This window comes from Orientia tsutsugamushi str. Boryong, assembly GCF_000063545.1.
Lineage (GTDB): Bacteria > Pseudomonadota > Alphaproteobacteria > Rickettsiales > Rickettsiaceae > Orientia > Orientia tsutsugamushi_C.
This window is the reverse complement of sequence record NC_009488.1, coordinates 213,522-233,335: the sequence shown is the minus strand read 5'-3', so window position 1 is coordinate 233,335 and position 19,814 is coordinate 213,522. Positions and strand designations below refer to the sequence as shown.

The following is a 19,814-nucleotide window of genomic DNA, read 5'->3' as shown; positions in this document are numbered from 1 at the left end:
TAATTTGCTTCTTTCCTAGTTTTTATCTGAGATTGGAGTATATAAAAAGTTTAAATTATGGTATAATTTATTAAAGATTATTTGGAGATGGAAAATGATAGACTTTTATAGCGAGAGCTTACTAAATAAGCTGTTTAGAATCAACGTAAGATTTAACGCTGAAATTGATCTTGATAAAGTTGAAAAAGCAATATTTTATACTAAAAAATATCATGACAAACAACTTCGAGACACAGGAGAGCCTTATTATATGCATCCATTAGAAGTAGCTCTCATGATTGCAAACTACAGCTTTGAAACTGATACGATTATTACAGCAATACTACATGATACACTCGAAGACACAACACTAACTAAAGAAATAATAAGTCAAGAATTTGGTAATAATATTAGACCTCTTTCGAAACTGGTTAAGGTAGTTCAAAATTATAAATGCCAGATATTAAATTAAATCTAAGACCAAATCTTTTACGTCTATTTCGATATTTATCAGCAATAATTTTGAACAGGTTTAGCATACCAATAACGTTTTCATTTACAACCCTTTCTTCTGCGAATCTACGATTATTCTTTTTATCATTTTTAGTTAAAGGATTTTTTTTGCTTTTTTTTGCTAATTTAGAATTATTACTGATAAATATCGAAATAGACGTAAAAGATTCGGTCTTAGATTTTAATTTGATCTCTGGCATTTATAATTTTGAACTACCTTAACCAGTTTCGAAAGAGGTCTATTGTACGTTATCTCTTTTTAACTTTTTCTTATCCTAATCCTGTGTTACAAATATAATTCTTATTCTTGTCATTATCCAGCCTATCACTTTATATCAAACTCTAGTTTATATAAATAACCCCACGTAAAAACTTAAGATATTTTAATAGATGCTTTAAATTAATTTAATTTTGTTAGTTTTTTTTGTTTGATTTTGAATCAAGTAATGCTATATTTGCATCATTGATTATTTAGAAAATGAGTACATAGGAAGCGGTTTGATTTAATGAATCAATAAAAGGGCCTTATATGCCATCTAAAAAAAAAAAAAATAGTTTATATACTTTCAACCAATATCTTGATAACAAAGATAACTTAGGAACAAAAACATTAGAAGCTCATCCGTGCTCTAAGAAATTTTTAAGTCAAATTTTTCAGTACAATGAAAGATATATTTACTCAAATAAAAATTTTGATAAATTCGTTTACGATCTAGACTTAGATAAGTTAGAAAAATTACTACAACCAGCTAGATTAATAGAAGCTCACAATATCACAAATATGGTATGCAGTACAAGTTATAGAACCAAGCTAGATGTATTAGGAGGCACATTAACAAAATTAACTTCAAATATTAATATATTAAAAAACTTATACGACTTACACATACCTTTTTCTATTATTTCCGGTAGGTTACGTGAAACAGTACGTAATGCTCCAGTTTTTTTAAAAAATACATTGCAAAGTTGTAAGCTAAAGATGGAGAATTGGCCAGGAAATACATATGAAGAAATATGTAAACGAAAAGCGTATGTTCTGAATTTTCTCAAAAAAGGGAAACTAAAGTCTTATGATATTAACAGTGCTAATGATGATATTGATAATAATATTATGAATCCAAATCCATTGTACCTATATATTACTAACAACAATAAATTAGAAAATCATTCATGCTCTATGAAACTTTTTTTAAGCGCAATTTTGCAAAAAAATCAGCGACTCAATTACTCAAATGAAAATTTGGATAAATTCATTGACAAGCTAGAGTTAGATAAGTTAGAAAAATTACTACAACCAGTTAGATTAATAGAAGCTCACAATATTACAGGTATAATGCGTAGTAGTTATACGATCGATCTAGATTTATTAGCAGACACATTAAAGATATTAACTTCAAATATTGATATACTAAAAGCCCTATACGACTTAGAAATACCTTTTTCTACTATTTCCGGTAAGTTAAGTTGTATGGGATCTAAGATGCCAGTTTTGTTTCCTAAAATATTTGAGATTCTTGATGGAATGAGAAAAGCGCATAAAAATGACAAAGAGTTTTTAAGATATTTTGAAAAATTTGAACGGAAATTATATAGTGTGAAAAATACAACTCAACAAGCTCTTGCAAACGTCATAAATAGCGAGTTCGAAAAAATCAATAGTCAAGAGCCAAATAACTTAACAATCAATAATAATCAATCTCAGATAATAGACAAACACAGAGAAGATGATATTGAGAACAGTAGTAATGAAATAAATACGCATAGTGATAGTCAAAAATTAGATATATCAGATTCTGAGCTAGAAGCTATACATCATATGGATGAAATGATACTACTTAACTCAAAAAGTGACTATGCCAATCAATCTCAACCGATAGAAAACTATATTGATTTATATCTAGAAGATTGTGATCTTGCAAAGAATAGTGATGAGATAAATACGCATAGTGATAGTCAAAAATTAGATATATCAGATTCTGAGCTAGAAGCTATACATCATATGGATGAAATGATACTACTTAACTCAAAAAGTGACTATGCCAATCAATCTCAACCGATAGAAAACTATATTGATTTATATCTAGAAGATTGTGATATAGAAAACTATATTGATTTATATCTAGAAGATTGTGATCTTGCAAAGAATAGTGATGAGATAAATACACACAGTGATAGTCGAAAATTAGCGGCTAATATATCAAATTCTGCTAACAATCAATCTCAACCGATAGAAGGCTATCAAGAAAATAATATTGAAAATCTGCAAATAATAAGACAGGTTCATACTGAAGAAGTTATGCAATCAGTAGAAAAGCGAAAATCATGTTATGATGAGCATGAAGATCATCCTTACACTCGTAAACGTCAGTGTAATAATCATGAGTTAAATAGCGATCATGGTACAGAAGTAGCACTAAATGAACCAGCAGATAGCATTAATGTAGATTGTCCTACTTCTGTCACTATTAGTCATCTAGCAGGCAAATCGACTTGCATCTTTAGTGAGGCAGCAGGCGAATCGACTTACATCATTAGTGATACAGCAGGGTATTCAGCTTACATTTTGGAATAAGTCTCAAAAGAGATATCAGATTAAGTAAGAATTAATAGTAACTCCAGTTTAGGATAATAAAGAAAGATGGAAAGTATAAGGCAAATGCTCTACAAGAGATAATATACAATTATAATTGTATATTATCTTGAATATAGTTTCAACTAATAACGGTTTATTTATTGCTTATAACGCAAATTCAGGATAAATAAAAGTATGAAAGCCATAATACAGAAGTCCTACAAACGCTAGCACATTTTAAGAATGTAATTGCTCTTGAGCAAAAACTACTATTACTAATTAAACTCTTCGATAGATTTGATAATATTAAAACTATACTCATAAAGCTGCTTAAAAGAAGACAAAAAATCCTCATTGAAACTCAGCAAGAATTTATACCTCTTGCTCAATAATATCTTTACCGATTGTAGTCCAATGGTCCTGAACATTTGGATGTTGTACTAGAGTATTTTCTAAAGAAATAAATGCACCAAATAAAGTATTTGTTGGTAAATGATCAAGCTTAGCCTTAGCAACTAATCCACCCATTTCGATAAGACGTCGAGTACGTATTTTACGTTCTTTAATTTTGAGGTTAACCTCATCCATGATTAGCTTAGCTTTTTTTGTTGGAGAGTAATTTTTTGCTGCATAAGATTTGCCATGTTAGTAATTCAGAAAGATAAAAAAATCAGGCAAGAATATATCAAAATAAAATTCCAGTAAAGAAAAAAACCGCACCTGCCAAACCAACATCAAATAATTATAGTCAAAAAAACGTGAATTCAGGTTAGAAGCTTCATTAAAGAATAAGCTTATACGCAATATGTAAACTTGAAAGTTTACTGCTAAAAAATGAGCACTCATTAGCCGATTGAGTGTTAAAAAAAAGAAGTTTGTGCTAGCAAAATCAAAAAAACCATGCTAACTTAAAACTCAGGTGAGAATTGGTGTTGAGATGGCTATACAGTTTGCAATGATTGAATTTTTAAGTAGAAGTAAAGGAGGAGATAGTTGTTGTAAGGCAGCGTATAATGCAAGAACTATTGTTAAAAATGAGCAGACAAATATAAGGTATAACTTCTCTTATAAGAAAGATAACGTATATCATACAGTACTGATACCAGATTATGTAAATCAAAAATTCAAGAATGTCCAAAGATTAATGAATGAGGTGGAACAAACAGAAAAACGAAGAAACAGTAAGTTGTTGAAGGATATCGTAATAGCACTGCCAGACGATAAGGAATTGAATTTAGAAGATAGAATAAAGATTACACATGAAATAGTTGATGCAATGGAATGGGTGCAAAATGGTCTTGGAGTACAGATAGACATTCATAAGCTTCATAGAGGAGATAAAAACTGGCATGCGCATATATTGGTTACTACAAGAAGATTAAAGAGAATGGCGAAGAATTAGGTGGTAAAGCTGTTGACTTGGAGCCTAAATTCAGAACATCAAAAGGTAAGGCATTTATTATTCTAGAAGCTGAGATGATTCATGAAAAAGTGAAGGAAATAATTAATGCATATTTTGCTAAATTAGGCTTAACAAATAGAGTTGATAAGATAAGTGCAGTACCGCAAGAGCATATTGGCCCTACTAGAATTAGGGGTTTAATTAATGAAGTTGCAAATGAAAATGAGTTACGTAAAGAGGCTAATTTAAAAATTATTAAGGATGTTGATGTAATAACGGATGCTATAACACATTACAAATCTATTTTTACTAAGCAGGATGTTGAAAAAGCTGTGAAAGATATACCAGACCTAGCAGCAAGAGAACGGTTAGTTCAACAAGTGCTAAGTTCAAATAGAGTATTAGAATTGTATCATGAGAATGGTGAAGTTAGCGAATTTTTTACTACAACTGAGGTTAGAGATGAGGAAGCAAGCATAATAAGAATAGCTAATAAAATCAATAATCGAGTTTATTACAACGATATTTACAATCTTAAAAGTAATATCGAAGGTCTAGCAAATGTTAGTGAAGAACAGAAACAAGCTCTAAGGCATATTTTGCTTAGCACTAGTGGAGTTAGAGTACTAAGAGGAAGAGCTGGAACAGGTAAATCCACTGTTTTAGCAAAAGCATATAAAATTGCAACAAATCGTGGACAAAATGTTATTGGACTTGCTCCTACACATAAGGCTGTATCAGAGCTGAAGGATAATGGCTACCAGAAATGTGATACAATAAAAGGATTTTTATATAAAAATAGCGTTACTAGAGATAGTTTAATAGTAGTAGATGAAGCTGGAATGGTTGCTACTAGAGAATATGCAGAGCTGTTTAGAGTAGTTAGAAACAATAATTGTCAACTGATACTTGCTGGAGATGAAAAGCAGTTAGCTTCAATAGAAAGAGGCGGAATGTTTGAGATGCTGAGTAATATTTTCAGTTCACATGTTTTAGTGAATATTCGAAGACAAAGTGAAAACTGGAGCAGAGAAGCAGCAACAAAGTTTGCTGAGAGTAATATTTTAAGCGGTATAACATTACTGAGACAAAATAAATGTATTAAGTTTGATAATACGTTGCAGGACTCAATGAGTAAGTTAAGATACAACTGGAGTCTAAGCAAGTTTAAGCTACATGAAAAATTGGTAATTACAGTACGTAATAAAGAGGTAGACATTCTTAATTCAAGTATTAGATCTTTGTTAAAAGCTAATGGCACGCTACAAGGCACAGAATATAGGCGTTCAATAGCTGGAAGGAAAGAGTCCTACATGGCTGGAGATCGAATTGTATTTCAAAAAAGCGATAAGGATTTACAAATACAAAACGGTGAATTTGCAACTTTAATTTCTGTTAATAAAAATGAATTTGTAGCTAAGACAGACACAGGAAAAGAAGTGAGTTTTGACCCAAGCAAAATACAATAGACTTCTTTCGAAACTGGTTAACGTAGTTCAAAATTATAAATACCAGAGATCAAATTAAATCTAAGACCGAATCTTTCACGTCTATTTCGATATTTATCAGCAATAATTTTGAACTACGTTAACCAGTTTCGAAAGAGGTCTAATTTAAACATGGTTATGCAAGTACTATTTATAAGGCTCAGGAAGCTTCTATAAAAGATGTATATGTTTTACATAATGGAGTAAGTAATATAAGCAGCTCATACGTAGCTATGACAAGGTATATAGAGAACTTAAAGTTATATTGCAATAAGGAAGCAACTAAAAGCATTAACAGCTTAATAAATCAGCTCAGCAGACCAAATGAGAAATCAGCTAGCATAACTCTGAAAACTGCTCATGATTTAGAAAAAGCACGGACAAAGACAACTGTAGAGGCTAGATCAGACTTTTTATCTAACTTTTCATCTATTTTAGCTACTATGGCAGCTCCACAGTATGGAACAAGTGATTTGCAACAACCAATGTTGCAGATGGCTTTGACACTTACGCTACTCTCCCTCATATATGGCATGTGCTCCTTCAACTTGAGCTTCAGCCTCAGCTTCTGCTTCCTCATTATGTTGAAGTTTTGTTAAATCATCATTATTTAAGTTCTCTAATATCATCAGCCTTACTTCTGGTGGCAAGTGGGACCAAGATGTTTTACTTTCTTGAGAAGCATCCTGATTGGATTCAAATATTTCATCCATTGATTCAACTGCTCCTTGTAGCAGCTTAGCTCTTGATTCCCCTTCTTCAATAGATTTTTCAATATAGGAAGAGTACATGGGAAATCTATTCTGACACTTTACAATATCAGGATTATTAGCACATCTTGCTAGCGTATTTATATCTTTTTTCTGAAAAAATACTTCAAAAAAAGATAAATTCTTTCCAATATTGATGCTTTTCATTTCCTGTATTTTTTGTAAGCATTGCTTTTTTATCGTAGAAAGTGTTTGAGATTCATCTATACATGCTTTATTTTTTATAAAACCTTCTGAAGTAATATGTATATTATAAGATTCTAGCTTAACAGTATAAGCAACCAAGGATTTTATTATTACTTCATTTTGACGTTGAGCTGATACTGCGGCAATAAGAGGAGTTTCATCAAAGGCATTGAGTGAATTTATATCAGACCCACAAGCTAGCAAATAATCTACATTCTGTTCATGGCCTTTTTCAGTAGCAATATGTAAAGCAGTAGTGTTTAGACTACCACTTAGATTTATATCAGCTCCATAAGCTAATAGAGTATCTATTATTTTAATATCGCGTACTGAGGCATAGTGTAAAGCAGCAAGATGGTGATAATTTTTATAATTTACATCAGCACCATGAGATAACAGAAGCTTTACAATTTCTATGTGTTCTGCTATCACAGAACAAATTAAAGGAGTATTTCCAGAAGAATTTGTTGAATTTATATTAGCGCCATGAGATAACAGAAGCTTTATAATCTCTATGTATCCTTTTGCAACAGCATAATACAAAGGAGTATTAAAGTAAGTATCTTTTATATTAATGTCGATATTATTGTCTGCTGAAAGAAGACGTTTTACCTCTTCTATGTTGCCATCTTTAACAGCTCTATGTAAAGCAATATGAGGAATTGTTAACTTCTCCTAAATTAAATATTATATAATAAATGAGTAAAAATAGACACATTATTCATAGATTGTTACTTTAAAATATATATTACATCTTAGAATATTATTATTCATTAAATGGACGATATTGCAACTTAAAAATGATTTATGTGATAATATAGGTTAAATTACTATATCTCTGTACTTTACAAACACTTCAATGCCTGATACTAATGCTTCTGGTAGACTTATATGTCTTTGTCCTAAGCCAGGGATTCCAATACCTGTACCTGGTATATTCCGGTAGGATTTTGGGAGCCAGTACGCCTTGTAGATGTTACAAAGTCGCCAATGTGTATGGTAAGTCTTGGAGGTTTGTCATTTGGAAGTGCTACTCAAAAAGGCATGAAAGATGAGGCTGAAGGAAGTGCTTTTTATCACATTCATTGGTATGTCTATCCTGTGATTTATTGGCTGGAAATTTTGCTTGATTTTATTTGTCTGGAAATGGCTGCAGTCGATATAGCATATTTAACAGAGTTTGATCCATTATGGAGTGATGACGCTAAATCTGCGATTTTAAATCCAGAAACGCTGTTGTTTCAAAATGTAGCTGCTTATCAAGCATGTATAGCTGATTGCATGAGTTGTGGCGCTGGTTTATTAGCAAGTGATTATGCTTTTTGGTGTGCTGAATGTCAAGGAATGCTTTACCCTTTTACTGGAACAGCTGCGGCGCATAATGGTGGAGTTGGAACATCTGTATTAATGGTAAGTAAGTTTATGGCTAGAATGCATAGGCAACTGATGTTATGGGGATATTATGGTTATAAAGGCTTATGTGGCAAGTATCCCATGCCTATTATGAAGAAAAGTCAGTATCGACTACAAATGACTTATCCGATTCCAGAAACCAGATCCTGCAAGAGCATAGGCCAAACAGAAGCTACATGGCAGGCTGGAAGAGAATTTCCAGTTAATGGTGAAGATTTTGGTTACTTGATTTGGCGAAAAAGAGATTGTTGTTTGCTTTGATAAGGGTTAGAGAGGAATATGGTTATACGAGTAATGATGTTGATGGTTTTATTATTTGTTAATAATGCTAATGCTTTTTTTTGGGCCAGCAAAAAACTTTTATTTTTGTCTCATTTTCAATGAGTGATGAGGCTTTAAAAAGCTATTTTGCTGAATCTCAAAAGGCTGGAGCTCAATTGATTATGCGTGGGTTAATTAATAACTCATTTACACAAACAAAGAATAAAACTATGGAGCTTGGTATTAGCTTCGATATAGATCCTAGCTTGTTTGAACAATATAAAATTGATGTTGTTCCTGTGATAGTAATAGATGATGAAAAAAGAGGATTAACCAAGAAATTAACTGGCCATATTCCTTTAGCAATAGCATTAGAAATTATGAATGAGAATACTCAATGAGATTATTATCTATATTAACTTTTTGATAGTGCTCAATATTAGCTGTTGTTTAGCTTCAATGCAAAGCAGTTATAATGAAGCTAGCAACTATAATGTAAATCTTGGAAATTCTTCAAATACACAAGAATTATTTCATCAAGGTAGTAATGTCAATTATCCTAACAATGATGAGGATTTAACCTACCATGGCCGTAATCAGCTTGGTACAGAAAGTGGGGCAATGTTATTTCAAGCTGAAAACAGTAAAAACAATGCCTTAACTCAACATAATATCAACGATCAAAATTATATGATAGCTAATTCAATGAGAATTGAATCTGATCCTTTAAGTGCCCTTGATAGCAGTAACTTCGTAACTCAAACAAGTAAAACTAATACTGAAATTATTCAAAGTTGTAATGAAGGTAGTAATTTTAACATTGAACTTATTCGAGAATTAAATGTTGAGTGCAGATTAGAGAATGTATGGCTTTCTTGGCAAAACCGGCAAATGGAATTTGCAACAGAAGAAATAAAGGAGAATCATAGTAATTGGCTTAAGAGTCGTAGCGATGTCTATGATGATGAATTAGGTGCACAAATATACTGCCTAGTAGATGATCCCGAAGCAATTGTAAAACAAATGAAATGGGCTATTGCTAATAGGCTTGGTGTATCTATACACCATATTGGTAGAAATTTTTTATTAGAAGTAAATGAAAAAATATGTATACTTCACTATGACTACAGAGATAAGACTCAAGAACTAAGGAAAGTAGCAGAATATTGGCAAGTTTTAAACCCTGAACTTGAGCAATTAACTGAGAGTAATGAATGCTATGAGGTCAATAGAATCAACTATGATGGTGGTGATAGAGTATTTTTTGACAAGTTTAAAGTCAATCGTCCATATTGGAAACAAAAGATTCTTTTTTCTTGTACTAGCGATCCAAAAGATGGCTGCAAACACCTTAAAATTCAGAATTGTGAATTAAAAAACAGCACTTGCCAAAAATCAGTAGCAAATATTTGTTTACTATGGCAGCACGATTATAGCTGTTCAACTGAGAAGCAAACAATGCTACACTCATCGTTGCATAATAACTCAATCTTTTGTTTAGGAGGTAATTGCAACACTCCAACTATTATACCAAATAGAGATATAGCTAAAGTAGCTCATCTAGCGATGCTAAATCAGATGAGCAAGGACATTAAAACAAATCCCGTTTCTGTATTTTCAGGTAAACATCGAAAATGCAAAAAAGATGTATTTAGTTTTTTGAATTGCTGCTCTTCAATGACTGGCTGGGGGCGTGATATAGGCTTATCGCAATGTAAGTCTAAGGAACAAGAATTAGCTTTATATAGGAAAAAAGGTTACTGCTACTATATTGGAACCTACTGTTCTTCAAGAATTCCGATATTAGGTATTTGCTTAGCTAGAAAGTCTACTTATTGCTGCTTTCAGTCGAAACTTGCAAGAATTTTTCAGGAAGAAGCAAGAAAACAGCTAAAAATGAACTTTGGTACACCTGAATGTCCAAAGTGTAGAGGCCTTACTGTTGAAGAGTTACAAAAAGTTGATTTCACTAAAATCAATATGGATGAACTATTTGGAGATATACTCACTAAGGCTCAAAACAGCATGAACAAAGACATTATTGCAGGAATCAAAGATAAAGTTCATCGTATGCAACAAACTTAGTCTAAATGAGCAGATTATTAATGTTTATGATATTAATTAGTCATTTATCCACTGTTGATGCTTCACCAACAAGATTTTTATGGTACAATGATAAACATGGTCATGAGCTTGATGACTCTGCTGCTAATTCTAAGTTGATGAGTAGGCCTCATGACCAGAGAATCGAGGAATTAAAGGAGCGATTTAATCGAGCTTAGCGTATAGCGCTGGATAATCCAACGCTCGAAAATGTGATTACAGCTCAAAGATTGCAGAAGCAAATCATGGAGAAGGCTCATAAGTTTGCTACTATGTGGCAACTAGCTACTCTACTTGATTACCAACTGATTAATGCTAATGAGCCTGCTAATAGCTTACATAGAAAGCTATATCAAGAAAAATCAGAGCAAAAAAATGATTTCAAACTCAAAAACATTGCTAAAAACTGGGGATTGATTTTGCAAGTTAAACAAGATTGCTTGCTCTGTAAGGCCTTTATGCCTATTGTTCAGTGCTTTGCTAATAAATATGCATTTCAGTTGCTAGCTGTCAGTAAGAATAATGAGTTGCTTAATAAACTAAATCCTAAGCATATTGTACCTGTATTATATTCAGTAGCTAGCGATGGTAAAAAAATATATGCAGTAGCTAGAGGCATAATCTCTGAAGATAAAATTATCGACAATATTCTAGCAATCGATAGATATTATCATAAGTTGGAGACTACATGAGCACCAAAATCAGAGTTTATGCCATTACAATGCTATTATTGCTACAAGCTCCAGTATCACTAGCTTGGAATATCGAAAACGTATTTCAAGGAATGAGTATTAATGTCACAAGATCTGGATCATATCAAGATCAAGCGGCTGGATATTATGCGGCTGGCGGATTATCTGCCAGAACAAGCCAAACATCATTTCAGCCATTTGCTATAACTCCACCATCTTTAAACATGAGCTGTAGCAGTATTGATGCCTATCTTGGTAGCTTCTCTGTTATTTCTGGAGAAGAATTAGTTCAATTGATGAAAAACATTGGTTCTCAAGCTAAAGTCTATGCTTTTTCATTAGGATTAAAAACATTTGCTCCACAGATTGAGAACGCTCTCAAGGACTTACGTAATCTAGCAATGGAGATGAATCAATTTGCCAAAGGAGATTGTGAATTAACAAAAGCATTATTTGCTACAGCTTTACCAAAGAACTGGGCTATGAGAGAAGCTGTTTGCCGTGATATACAGTCACAAAGCGGGTTTGATTATTTTGCTGCTGGTAAAAAATGTCGTAATGATTTAGCCCAAAAACAAGCTCTGCGACAAGCACAAAATAAGGATTCAGAGTTATGCTGGATGATTATAACATCTTCACTAAAGCAGCAGCAAAGGTTGGAATACCATCAAATATGCGTGATTCAATCATGTCTATGACTGGCACTATCGTGGTTACAAACAATAATGTGTACTTTTTTGACTCCTTAGCTCAGGATGAAAAAAGTTGGATTAGTCATTTAAAAGGTGGAGAATCAGCTTCAATTTACAGCTGTGATAGTGTTAGTTGCCTGCATCCAAGCCTACAACGAAATATCACAATATCACCAGAGCAGTCTTATGCAGGTAAAGCTAAGCAAAAATTGACTGATCTAAAAAATAAGTTTGATAAGAATTCTGAATATAGCAACTCTGAGATAGCCTTTTTATCTTCGATTGGAGATATATTTCCAATTTATGATTATATCACATTAGAAGCTATTTCTGGAGTCACAATTTTAGAGATCTCATCAGAATTAATAGCTAGCTATACATTAGTTCAGCATTTGAAGGAAGTAATCACCGAAATACGTAGAGCCGTTACTTCACTAGGTGCTAAGCAAGTTTCGAATGAACATTTAGAAAGATATTTGAAGGAATTGAATCGAGTACAACTTTTTGCAAATGAAAAATGGACTAGCCTACAAACCGATGCAAGTCGAATAGATAAAAGGGCTAGATTAATAGAGCAGCATTTAATAGCGAAGGAGAAAAGTTAATGGATTACGTAATATACACATTTGGTGGTGGAGATCTGTTATGGCATGTGTTTAATGGCATAGGCAGAGGTCTTTGCTTCAAATAGCGAATACTTCACTCCAGTGGGTCACTTAGCCTTGACTATTGGTGGCATATGGGCTGCTACTAGGGCTATTTTTAGAGGAAATATCGGCATCTTTGCTATGGGAATGGTTTTTTCCATCGATATTTATTTTTACGCTGTTATTTGCCCCCAAATCTACTGTTTGGCTGAAGGATGAAGTATCAATGAGTGCGCCAGTAAAGGTTGATAATATCCCATAAGTATTGCAATGTTTGCTTCTCTTTCATCGCAAACGAGTTACTTTGTATCTAAAATGTTGGAACAGCATCTTTTGCCAGCTTATGAAGGACTATCGAGCAGAAAAACTGGTATTATGTTTGGAGCTAAGGCTGTAGCTAAGATTCGAGATGTGCAAATACAGGATCCAATAACTTTAACTAATACGAAGGAATTCCTTAGACAATGCTTTATGAAGCCTTACATCATAGGCAATATTCTAGGTAAAAAAGCTGCTGCTCAACAAACTAACGACATTATAGGATTTATCGAGCAAAATATACCTAATAATTTTGGTATTTATTATCGCGAGCCTAGTAATTTAGCCATTAGTTTCAAGACCTGTAGACAAGCTACTCCATTGATTAAAGCGGCAATTCATAAAGAATTAAATGAAGGACTCCTAACAAAGTTTGCAGCTGCGATTGGAGTTCAATCTGATAAGTCAAATATGTTAAGTCAAAGACTAAAAGTCATGACTGGAGACACACTAAAATATTTACAGAGAGAGCAACAAGATATTCATGAATGGATGAAGCAAGCGATGTTACTTAATGCTAATCGTGAGTCATATGATGACTGGCGTGAGAAGTTTTCGTTATCAAGAATTTATTCTAATTTAGTTAGTATGCATGCAATTAGAGGGCTATTTCAACAGTCATTTTCGTACTTAGTAGCTGGCGAAATGGCTGCTCACATGATGCCTATTTTACAATCTGTTTTTTTTGCATTAGTAGTCTCAATGATCTTTATTGTATTTCCAATGGGCCTATTACCTGGCGGCTACAATATACTCAAAACCTGGATTCTATTAATAATATGGGTCAGCAGCTGGCCAGTATTTTTTACAATAATCCATTGCCTAGGAATGATCAGCTTATCCAGTAAATCTGGAGCTTTTGGTAATGATTATGGCTTGAATATGCTATCGCAAGGAAGCTTCGCAGAGATGATTTTATATAGCTATGCGACGTTTCAAATGCTTGCATCATCGATACCAATGCTTTCTTGGGCAGTGATAAAAGCTTGTGCTCATGCTACAGCTAACTTGGCCAGCCAGTTCTCTCCTATACCAGTTGCTAGCAGCTTAGGCAGTAACATAGTCGACAATAACTTGAGTATGGATAATTACAGCATAGGCAATAGAACTATCTCTCAACAAAACCTAGCTCCTTCATTACATATGGCTAATATTATCAATGATGGTGGTAGAACAGTCACTACAACGGCTGATGGTCGACAAATTATAAATGAAAACGTAGATTCATTGGGAAATAACTTCCGAGCTTCTGCTATGCTACAAGCTGGATATCAAAACCAGTTTACGCACTCTCAGAGCATTCTTGATTCACTGACAAAAAGAGAGGCCAATCTTATTTCAACAGGAAACTCCATTACCATGGAAATAGAGCCGACAGGATAACTCACGATGAAGCTCAGTCTATAAGCATCACTGATAGTGAATCTCAAGCTCTACAGGAGGTTGGTTCTAGTAGCATTGCTACTACTGATCATACAGGTAGTAGCCACAGTAAAAGTAGTGGAACTAGTGCTAGTGCTGGTGGTAGAGCATTTTTTGCACAAGTTAAAGTTGAAGGAGTGGAAAGACATAACAATAAAGGAGCTTCTTTAGCTAGATTAGGACAGTATGAAGATGCAATGGAAAATTTTGATATTGCTATTAAGTACAGATCAGATAATCCAGAAGCTTATTATAACAAAGGCATAGCGTTAATGAATTTAGGATACATTCAAAATGCAATCGAAAACTATGATATAGCTATTAAATATAGACCAGATTATGCAGAAGCTTATATTAATAAAGGTTTAACTTTAGCATTTTTAGGGCAATTGCAGAATGCAATAGAACATTTTGATTTAGCTATTAAATACGATCCTAGTTGTGTGAAATCATTTAGTTATTCTGTTTGTAAAATAATTAATTGCAAGGGATCTATCTAACTACTAGAGTTCTCTAGAGAATACAAGCAAGATTATTTATATTTCTTATGCAATTTATATTTCCTTTATTTAACAAAATATAGATTTTTTAATTACTTAACTAAGACTCTAAATTAGATTTTTTCACTTTATCAATCTGAGTTTGAAATAAGAAATATATTGAAATGCAGTAAGAGAAAGAATTACAGCCTGTTCAGGCTTATGTATAGTATAAATCAAAAAGATAGTTATATCAGAACAGAAGAGAAAATATAGTCAAGAAAAATAAGCATAATAAATTGATACTATAGCATATCAGCCTATCAATAGAGAAGTACTGTTAACCCAAAATTTATTATGTTGTGTTAAGGTATACAATCATTACTTTGCCTATATTTTAGCATATTTCTTATTTCAAACTTAGAGTTTTTTTGTATGTTTTTCTTGAATGTTAATTTGGAGTAAGTATTATTAAATATTACACACTTACTAAAAAGTATTAAATCAGTGAAAAAAAGAAGTACTAAAAAATATAACAAAGTTATTCCAGTTAAAAAGCAAGATATAGATATAGAAACTACTCAACAACAACTAATGAAAACAACGTCTTTATATGAGAATTACATGCAGTTTATGTATCAAGATAGCACGATAATAATATCAGTTCTTGCACATGTAGTAAAAACTAAAAATAGCGAATTGTTACAGATCATAGAATCACAAATTCATAACATAAAACAGAATTATGTTGTGTTTGAATCTATAATTAAATCTATGCTTATACATGCAAATGTAAATTTAAATTTAGCTGAAAATCAATTTATTGTAACCTTGCTAGAAAAACTAGCTCCATTTACTCTAGAAAACATATTTGATAAAGAAAAGCATAGGTATTTAGAGTATATATTAGCATCTGCTTTTGAGAATAAGAATAAAGAACTGCTATCTCTTGTCATAAAAAACCATAGTGAAAAAATAGATATGGATATGGCGTTAGATATGGCTGTCCAATATAACTTTAGCAGTTCTATAGCTATGTTACCGCAAGATAAAATAACTAAAACAGCTATGACAAAAGCTAGAGCAGATTCTCAAAGACTTAACTATGCTGCAGTTGCAAAAGCACTAGGTTGTACTATTCATGTCAAGAAAAAGTCAGGACCATTAAATACACAGTATAAAATAACATCTAAGCAACATGCAACATTAGTAAAGTTTGTTACTAAGAAAAAAGTACTGTATGATGGGTTATTTTCATACAACAATTATGACGCTCTGATGTCTGATTTTTTTAAAGTGATGCATTCTTGTAATAAACATGAAATTAATAACTTTATTGACGAATGTATAGCATATATAACACCCAAAAATAATAATGATGAATGGAATACATATACAAGATATGCGATTATTTGCCTTATAAAAATTTCACATGCTTTTATACTTACTACTAGTACTGCTGAACGTATTATTGAAGTTGTATCTCCTATTTTAGAGCAAAATAAATATTGGTATTTTCTGGCATCGCTTTATCTAAACAAACATAGTATAGATAGCTTGCATAAAGCAGTGGAAGCTACTGTTAAAATGAGTAAAACAGAAGAAGAAACTAATCGCAATAAGTTGTTAGATATATTGAAATGCAAAGTACTCACTCAACCACAGAATTGGCATGAATATTTAGATAAATTTCCAGATACCATCAAAAAACTTTCTACTACAATATATAGAACACTTACAACTAGTGTTTTATGTGAAAAAATTGCAAATCTATTATCTCAAAATAATAAGGAAGATGCTTGTAAATATATAAAAGATTTACCAGAAAAATCACTGGTACAGGATCTTTTGCAGTTAGAATACAACTTAAAATTTGATAGTAGTTTTGATTATACAACACCAAATACTGTAACTACTATTAAAACTATAACATGTAGGATTCATGACAAAAAAACTCATCCTATGTCAAAGCCTACAATATATTCAATACTTTATAGAATTCTGAACCATTATTATGAATATTATAGTAGCCTCAATAACTGTGAGCAATATAACGATATATTGAACACCATAAAATGCAAAAAATTGTATACCTCATATGGAAAAAAATTCTACTTATTAAAATATGTGGATAATATTCTAAGTCTAATTGATGATAGAGTTAAAGAAAGCATTATTATGTCTACAGAAGACAAAGTAACTTATGAAAATAACTTAAGTCAAGAAGAAATGCAGCTTAAGCAGAAAGCTACTAAGGACTGTACTATATCTTCTCAAGATCTTCTAGATAATGAAAACATACATAACATATACACAGAAAATCACTCAGATAATTTATTTGCACATACAAATCTAGATAATGAACATGATCTGTTTGAGATTGATAAAGCATCCGCCTCAATCAACAAAGAAAACAACACACTGTTTACACAACATAGTAAACATCAGCATATTCATTGCCATATCAAAAACCAAACCTATTGTGCTTTTGATGATGATATCAAACAAGTTGTATGGCGCAACAAAACCTACTATTGCGCTATTGATAATGATCTTAAATTAGATACAAAATACAATGATTTTCTAAATGCTTTAGATAAAGGATTCGCTTTATCAAAAACAGGAAAGTCAGGAATAAAGTACCTTAAAACAAGCAAAATATTTGAATTAAAAGTTATTGGAAAGGATTATAGATTAGTTGCAGACATAATACATGAAAATATTAAAAATAACAGTTTTATCATTTTTAATAAAGAACTCAATCATAAAGAAGTATCTAAAATGATTCAAAATAATAATACTGCTAATTCTAACATCTGTCTTTCTCATATGGTATGTAACGACTGTAATGATGGAGTCGATAATAATAATAGCCTTATGCTTAAAGACTTCAACAAATGCTGCATTGGAGAAATACTTGATACTCTTGAATAGCAATTTATCAAAACATCTTCTTGTATACCTTTTCTTTATATACTTTTTTCAGTATCTTTCATATTTTCCCTTATCCTAATCTGGCGTTTTAACAGTTTTTCTAAAATTGGTAAGAATAGTTATGGCTGCTTCTTAACGCCAATTTAGGATAAGTTGAGAGAAGAAAAAGAAGAGGAGATAAGATAGTGATTAAGTTTGGAGATAGAATAAGAAGCAAGAGAAGCAATGATATGAACAAAGAAATTAATAGGAGAGCGATGTCGAGTATGCTCTAAATGCATATGTTTTTTTAGTACATTAAAAACAGACTCAATTAAGGAACGTTTATTTAATAAACGCTTATCATCTATGTCCAATAAATATGTTTTCATATCTTTACGAAGATTAGTAAATAAACGTAGACCATTGGACAACAGTTGATGAAATAACTCTTTAGATATATAGGCTTTATCACCAAACAATTTACCAGATAAGCCTTCAGAAATAACTGAAGCTATAGATAGATCGCTTTTATTGCCTTTAGTAATTTTAACTGACATTATTTCACCTTTATTATTGATTATAATATGTAGCTTAAAGCCTAAGAACCAGCCATAACTACTCTTACCAATTTTAGAAATTCTGTTAAAAACTCTATTGCTAGAAATACGTTTATTATGACAAATTGCTAACTTTGTAGAATCGATGTAATATATACCAGTCTCATCTCCTTTCAGATAATGCATTAATATGGCTAATGGTAGCAACATTCTAGGTAATAGTTGTATTATTCTACTATAGCTTGGTAAGCAAAAGTATCTTTTATACTTATAACTCAAATAATAGACCTCTTTCGAAACTGGTTAAAGTAGTTCAAAATTATAAATGCCAGAGATCAAATTAAATCTAATACCGAATCTTTTACGTCTATTTCGATATTTGTCAGCAATAATTTTGAACTACTTTAACCAGTTTCGAAAGAGGTCTAATATAGATAATAATTTTTAAAATTCTTGCATGGAGATAAATAAAAATATATTGCTATTGTTAATAACTCAGCTAAGGACAACTTCCCATCTCTGTTCCTTTGATTACTACTTGGTATTAATCTCTTTCTCTCCCACTCTTGATATATCTTGCAAAAATTGTCTATTAAATAGTATACCGTTATAATACATTTTTTCATGTTGGGTTATTCCTTGTTTATTTAAATTTTTTTTATAACTCAACATTCTCTCTTTGTATACCTCTTATTCTCTACATTTCATATTTCCACTTATCCTAATCTGGCGTTTATATGCTGAACTTTCACTAATCCCATAGTTCTAGCCTATATGGAAATAAGTACGGTATTCTCTAAGGTATTCTAACACCATCAGCAACTGTTCCTCCAAATTGAGCTTATTTTTACGCCCATCTTTTGATTTCTTAAGACTATCAGCTTTCCTCAAAATATCCACCATCTTTGAGAATGTTCCTTTCCTTTAGCTCTTTAATCTGATTGAATTTCACTATTACTTTAAAAAAGTTGAATGCTAAATGCAAATGTAATAATTGGTACTAAGGATAATTTCAAAAAAATCTATTAGCATTCAATAAATTAGAAAGAAATTACAAAAGGTTAATAATCTTCGTAGACGTATTTATATAGTAAATTGTCTGAGCAGTATGCTGAGTAAATTCGCTCGTGCGGTTCTTTGGAAGGAAAAGCGTTTTTGCGCCTGCCCTTATAGCTACGATTTTATATGATGAATTGCTTTTTCTATGAGGGTTTGGTATCATATATTTTTATTACTTCTTCAGAATACTTGCAAAAATCATCTATTAACTAGAAAATTTCTAATGAAGAATCATATTCAGTTCTCATTATTTTATGTAGCTATAATTGCTGTAATTAAAGAATATGATAAAAAAATATAATATGAAACAAATTAAGTATCTATAAACATTTTTGCATATCGTTAT

At 31.8% G+C, this 19,814-nt stretch carries 8 protein-coding genes and 14 pseudogenes; 15 read left to right on the top strand and 7 right to left on the bottom strand.

Annotated features, from left to right (window positions below):
* Nucleotides 1-94 precede the first annotated feature (94 nt).
* Nucleotides 95-433 (top strand): annotated as a pseudogene (locus tag OTBS_RS01130) (HD domain-containing protein); the annotation flags it as partial.
* Here the strand turns inward: OTBS_RS01130 and OTBS_RS01125 are convergent.
* Nucleotides 411-614 (bottom strand): annotated as a pseudogene (locus OTBS_RS01125) (IS5/IS1182 family transposase); the annotation flags it as partial. The pseudogenes OTBS_RS01130 and OTBS_RS01125 overlap by 23 nt on opposite strands.
* Nucleotides 615-617: 3 nt before the next feature.
* Between OTBS_RS01125 and OTBS_RS13700 the strand changes: the two are divergent.
* The 3 genes and pseudogenes from OTBS_RS13700 to OTBS_RS17775 all read left to right on the top strand — a co-directional run.
* A pseudogene (locus tag OTBS_RS13700) lies at nucleotides 618-714 on the top strand (IS5/IS1182 family transposase); the annotation flags it as partial.
* A gap of 307 nt (nucleotides 715-1,021) precedes the next feature.
* Complete coding sequence (locus tag OTBS_RS01120) at nucleotides 1,022-3,064, top strand: hypothetical protein (RefSeq protein ID WP_011944352.1); 2,043 nt, start codon at nucleotides 1,022-1,024, stop codon at nucleotides 3,062-3,064.
* A 269-nt stretch (nucleotides 3,065-3,333) separates the two neighbouring features.
* Nucleotides 3,334-3,456 (top strand): annotated as a pseudogene (locus OTBS_RS17775) (bifunctional (p)ppGpp synthetase/guanosine-3',5'-bis(diphosphate) 3'-pyrophosphohydrolase); the annotation flags it as partial.
* Here OTBS_RS17775 and OTBS_RS01115 read toward each other — a convergent pair.
* Nucleotides 3,443-3,708 (bottom strand): annotated as a pseudogene (locus tag OTBS_RS01115) (conjugal transfer protein TraD); the annotation flags it as partial. The pseudogenes OTBS_RS17775 and OTBS_RS01115 overlap by 14 nt on opposite strands.
* Nucleotides 3,709-4,001: 293 nt before the next feature.
* Here OTBS_RS01115 and OTBS_RS11045 point away from each other — a divergent pair.
* Nucleotides 4,002-5,926, top strand: a pseudogene (locus OTBS_RS11045) (AAA family ATPase); the annotation flags it as partial.
* A 26-nt stretch (nucleotides 5,927-5,952) separates the two neighbouring features.
* Here OTBS_RS11045 and OTBS_RS13695 read toward each other — a convergent pair.
* Nucleotides 5,953-6,048, bottom strand: a pseudogene (locus tag OTBS_RS13695) (IS5/IS1182 family transposase); the annotation flags it as partial.
* 294 nt (nucleotides 6,049-6,342) lie between these two features.
* On the opposite strand from OTBS_RS13695, the pseudogene OTBS_RS18140 reads away from it, so the two are divergent.
* Nucleotides 6,343-6,552, top strand: a pseudogene (locus tag OTBS_RS18140) (conjugal transfer protein); the annotation flags it as partial.
* On the opposite strand, the gene OTBS_RS01105 reads toward OTBS_RS18140, so the two are convergent.
* On the bottom strand, nucleotides 6,466-7,563 hold the full coding sequence (locus OTBS_RS01105) for an ankyrin repeat domain-containing protein (RefSeq protein WP_080571789.1): 1,098 nt from the start codon (nucleotides 7,561-7,563) through the stop codon (nucleotides 6,466-6,468). The pseudogene OTBS_RS18140 and the gene OTBS_RS01105 overlap by 87 nt on opposite strands.
* Nucleotides 7,564-7,759: 196 nt before the next feature.
* Here OTBS_RS01105 and OTBS_RS01100 point away from each other — a divergent pair.
* From OTBS_RS01100 to OTBS_RS01065, 9 genes and pseudogenes are all read left to right on the top strand, one after another.
* Nucleotides 7,760-8,583: pseudogene (locus OTBS_RS01100) on the top strand (TraU family protein); the annotation flags it as partial.
* An 80-nt stretch (nucleotides 8,584-8,663) separates the two neighbouring features.
* The gene (trbC, locus tag OTBS_RS01095) at nucleotides 8,664-8,984 is read left to right on the top strand and encodes a type-F conjugative transfer system pilin assembly protein TrbC (protein WP_011944350.1); all 321 of its coding nucleotides are present in this window, start codon (nucleotides 8,664-8,666) and stop codon (nucleotides 8,982-8,984) included.
* A gap of 58 nt (nucleotides 8,985-9,042) precedes the next feature.
* Nucleotides 9,043-10,668, top strand: coding sequence for a conjugal transfer protein TraN (gene traN, locus OTBS_RS01090; RefSeq protein ID WP_232488837.1), 1,626 nt, complete (start codon nucleotides 9,043-9,045; stop codon nucleotides 10,666-10,668).
* Nucleotides 10,669-10,673: 5 nt separating this feature from the next.
* Nucleotides 10,674-11,378, top strand: a pseudogene (locus OTBS_RS01085) (conjugal transfer protein TraF).
* Nucleotides 11,375-12,675, top strand: a pseudogene (locus tag OTBS_RS01080) (conjugal transfer protein TraH). Before OTBS_RS01085 ends, OTBS_RS01080 begins: the two co-directional pseudogenes overlap by 4 nt.
* A 127-nt stretch (nucleotides 12,676-12,802) precedes the next feature.
* Nucleotides 12,803-12,979: a hypothetical protein gene (locus tag OTBS_RS15730; RefSeq protein ID WP_162097308.1), complete on the top strand. Its 177-nt coding sequence runs from the start codon at nucleotides 12,803-12,805 to the stop codon at nucleotides 12,977-12,979.
* Nucleotides 12,980-12,987: 8 nt separating this feature from the next.
* A complete protein-coding gene (locus OTBS_RS01075) occupies nucleotides 12,988-14,418 on the top strand; it encodes a conjugal transfer protein TraG N-terminal domain-containing protein (protein WP_232488825.1) in 1,431 nt (476 codons plus the stop codon).
* 176 nt (nucleotides 14,419-14,594) lie between these two features.
* The gene (locus OTBS_RS15725) at nucleotides 14,595-14,957 is read left to right on the top strand and encodes a tetratricopeptide repeat protein (RefSeq protein WP_332370161.1); all 363 of its coding nucleotides are present in this window, start codon (nucleotides 14,595-14,597) and stop codon (nucleotides 14,955-14,957) included.
* A gap of 486 nt (nucleotides 14,958-15,443) precedes the next feature.
* Nucleotides 15,444-17,870 (top strand): hypothetical protein, encoded by a 2,427-nt coding sequence (locus OTBS_RS01065; RefSeq protein ID WP_011944348.1) that lies wholly within the window; start codon nucleotides 15,444-15,446, stop codon nucleotides 17,868-17,870.
* A 143-nt stretch (nucleotides 17,871-18,013) separates the two neighbouring features.
* Here the strand turns inward: OTBS_RS01065 and OTBS_RS11030 are convergent.
* The 3 pseudogenes from OTBS_RS11030 to OTBS_RS11025 form a co-directional block, all read right to left on the bottom strand.
* Nucleotides 18,014-18,694 (bottom strand): annotated as a pseudogene (locus OTBS_RS11030) (IS982 family transposase); the annotation flags it as partial.
* 18 nt (nucleotides 18,695-18,712) lie between these two features.
* A pseudogene (locus OTBS_RS13690) lies at nucleotides 18,713-18,808 on the bottom strand (IS5/IS1182 family transposase); the annotation flags it as partial.
* A 369-nt stretch (nucleotides 18,809-19,177) separates the two neighbouring features.
* Nucleotides 19,178-19,333, bottom strand: a pseudogene (locus tag OTBS_RS11025) (transposase family protein); the annotation flags it as partial.
* Between the last annotated feature and the right edge of the window lie 481 nt (nucleotides 19,334-19,814).

Bases quoted from the DNA above. Each gene is read 5' to 3' on its own strand.
- OTBS_RS01120 (WP_011944352.1), top strand. From the start codon at position 1,022: ATGCCATCTAAAAAAAAAAAAAATAGTTTATATACTTTCAACCAATAT.
- traN (WP_232488837.1), top strand. From the start codon at position 9,043: ATGCAAAGCAGTTATAATGAAGCTAGCAACTATAATGTAAATCTTGGA.
- OTBS_RS01075 (WP_232488825.1), top strand. From the start codon at position 12,988: ATGTTTGCTTCTCTTTCATCGCAAACGAGTTACTTTGTATCTAAAATG.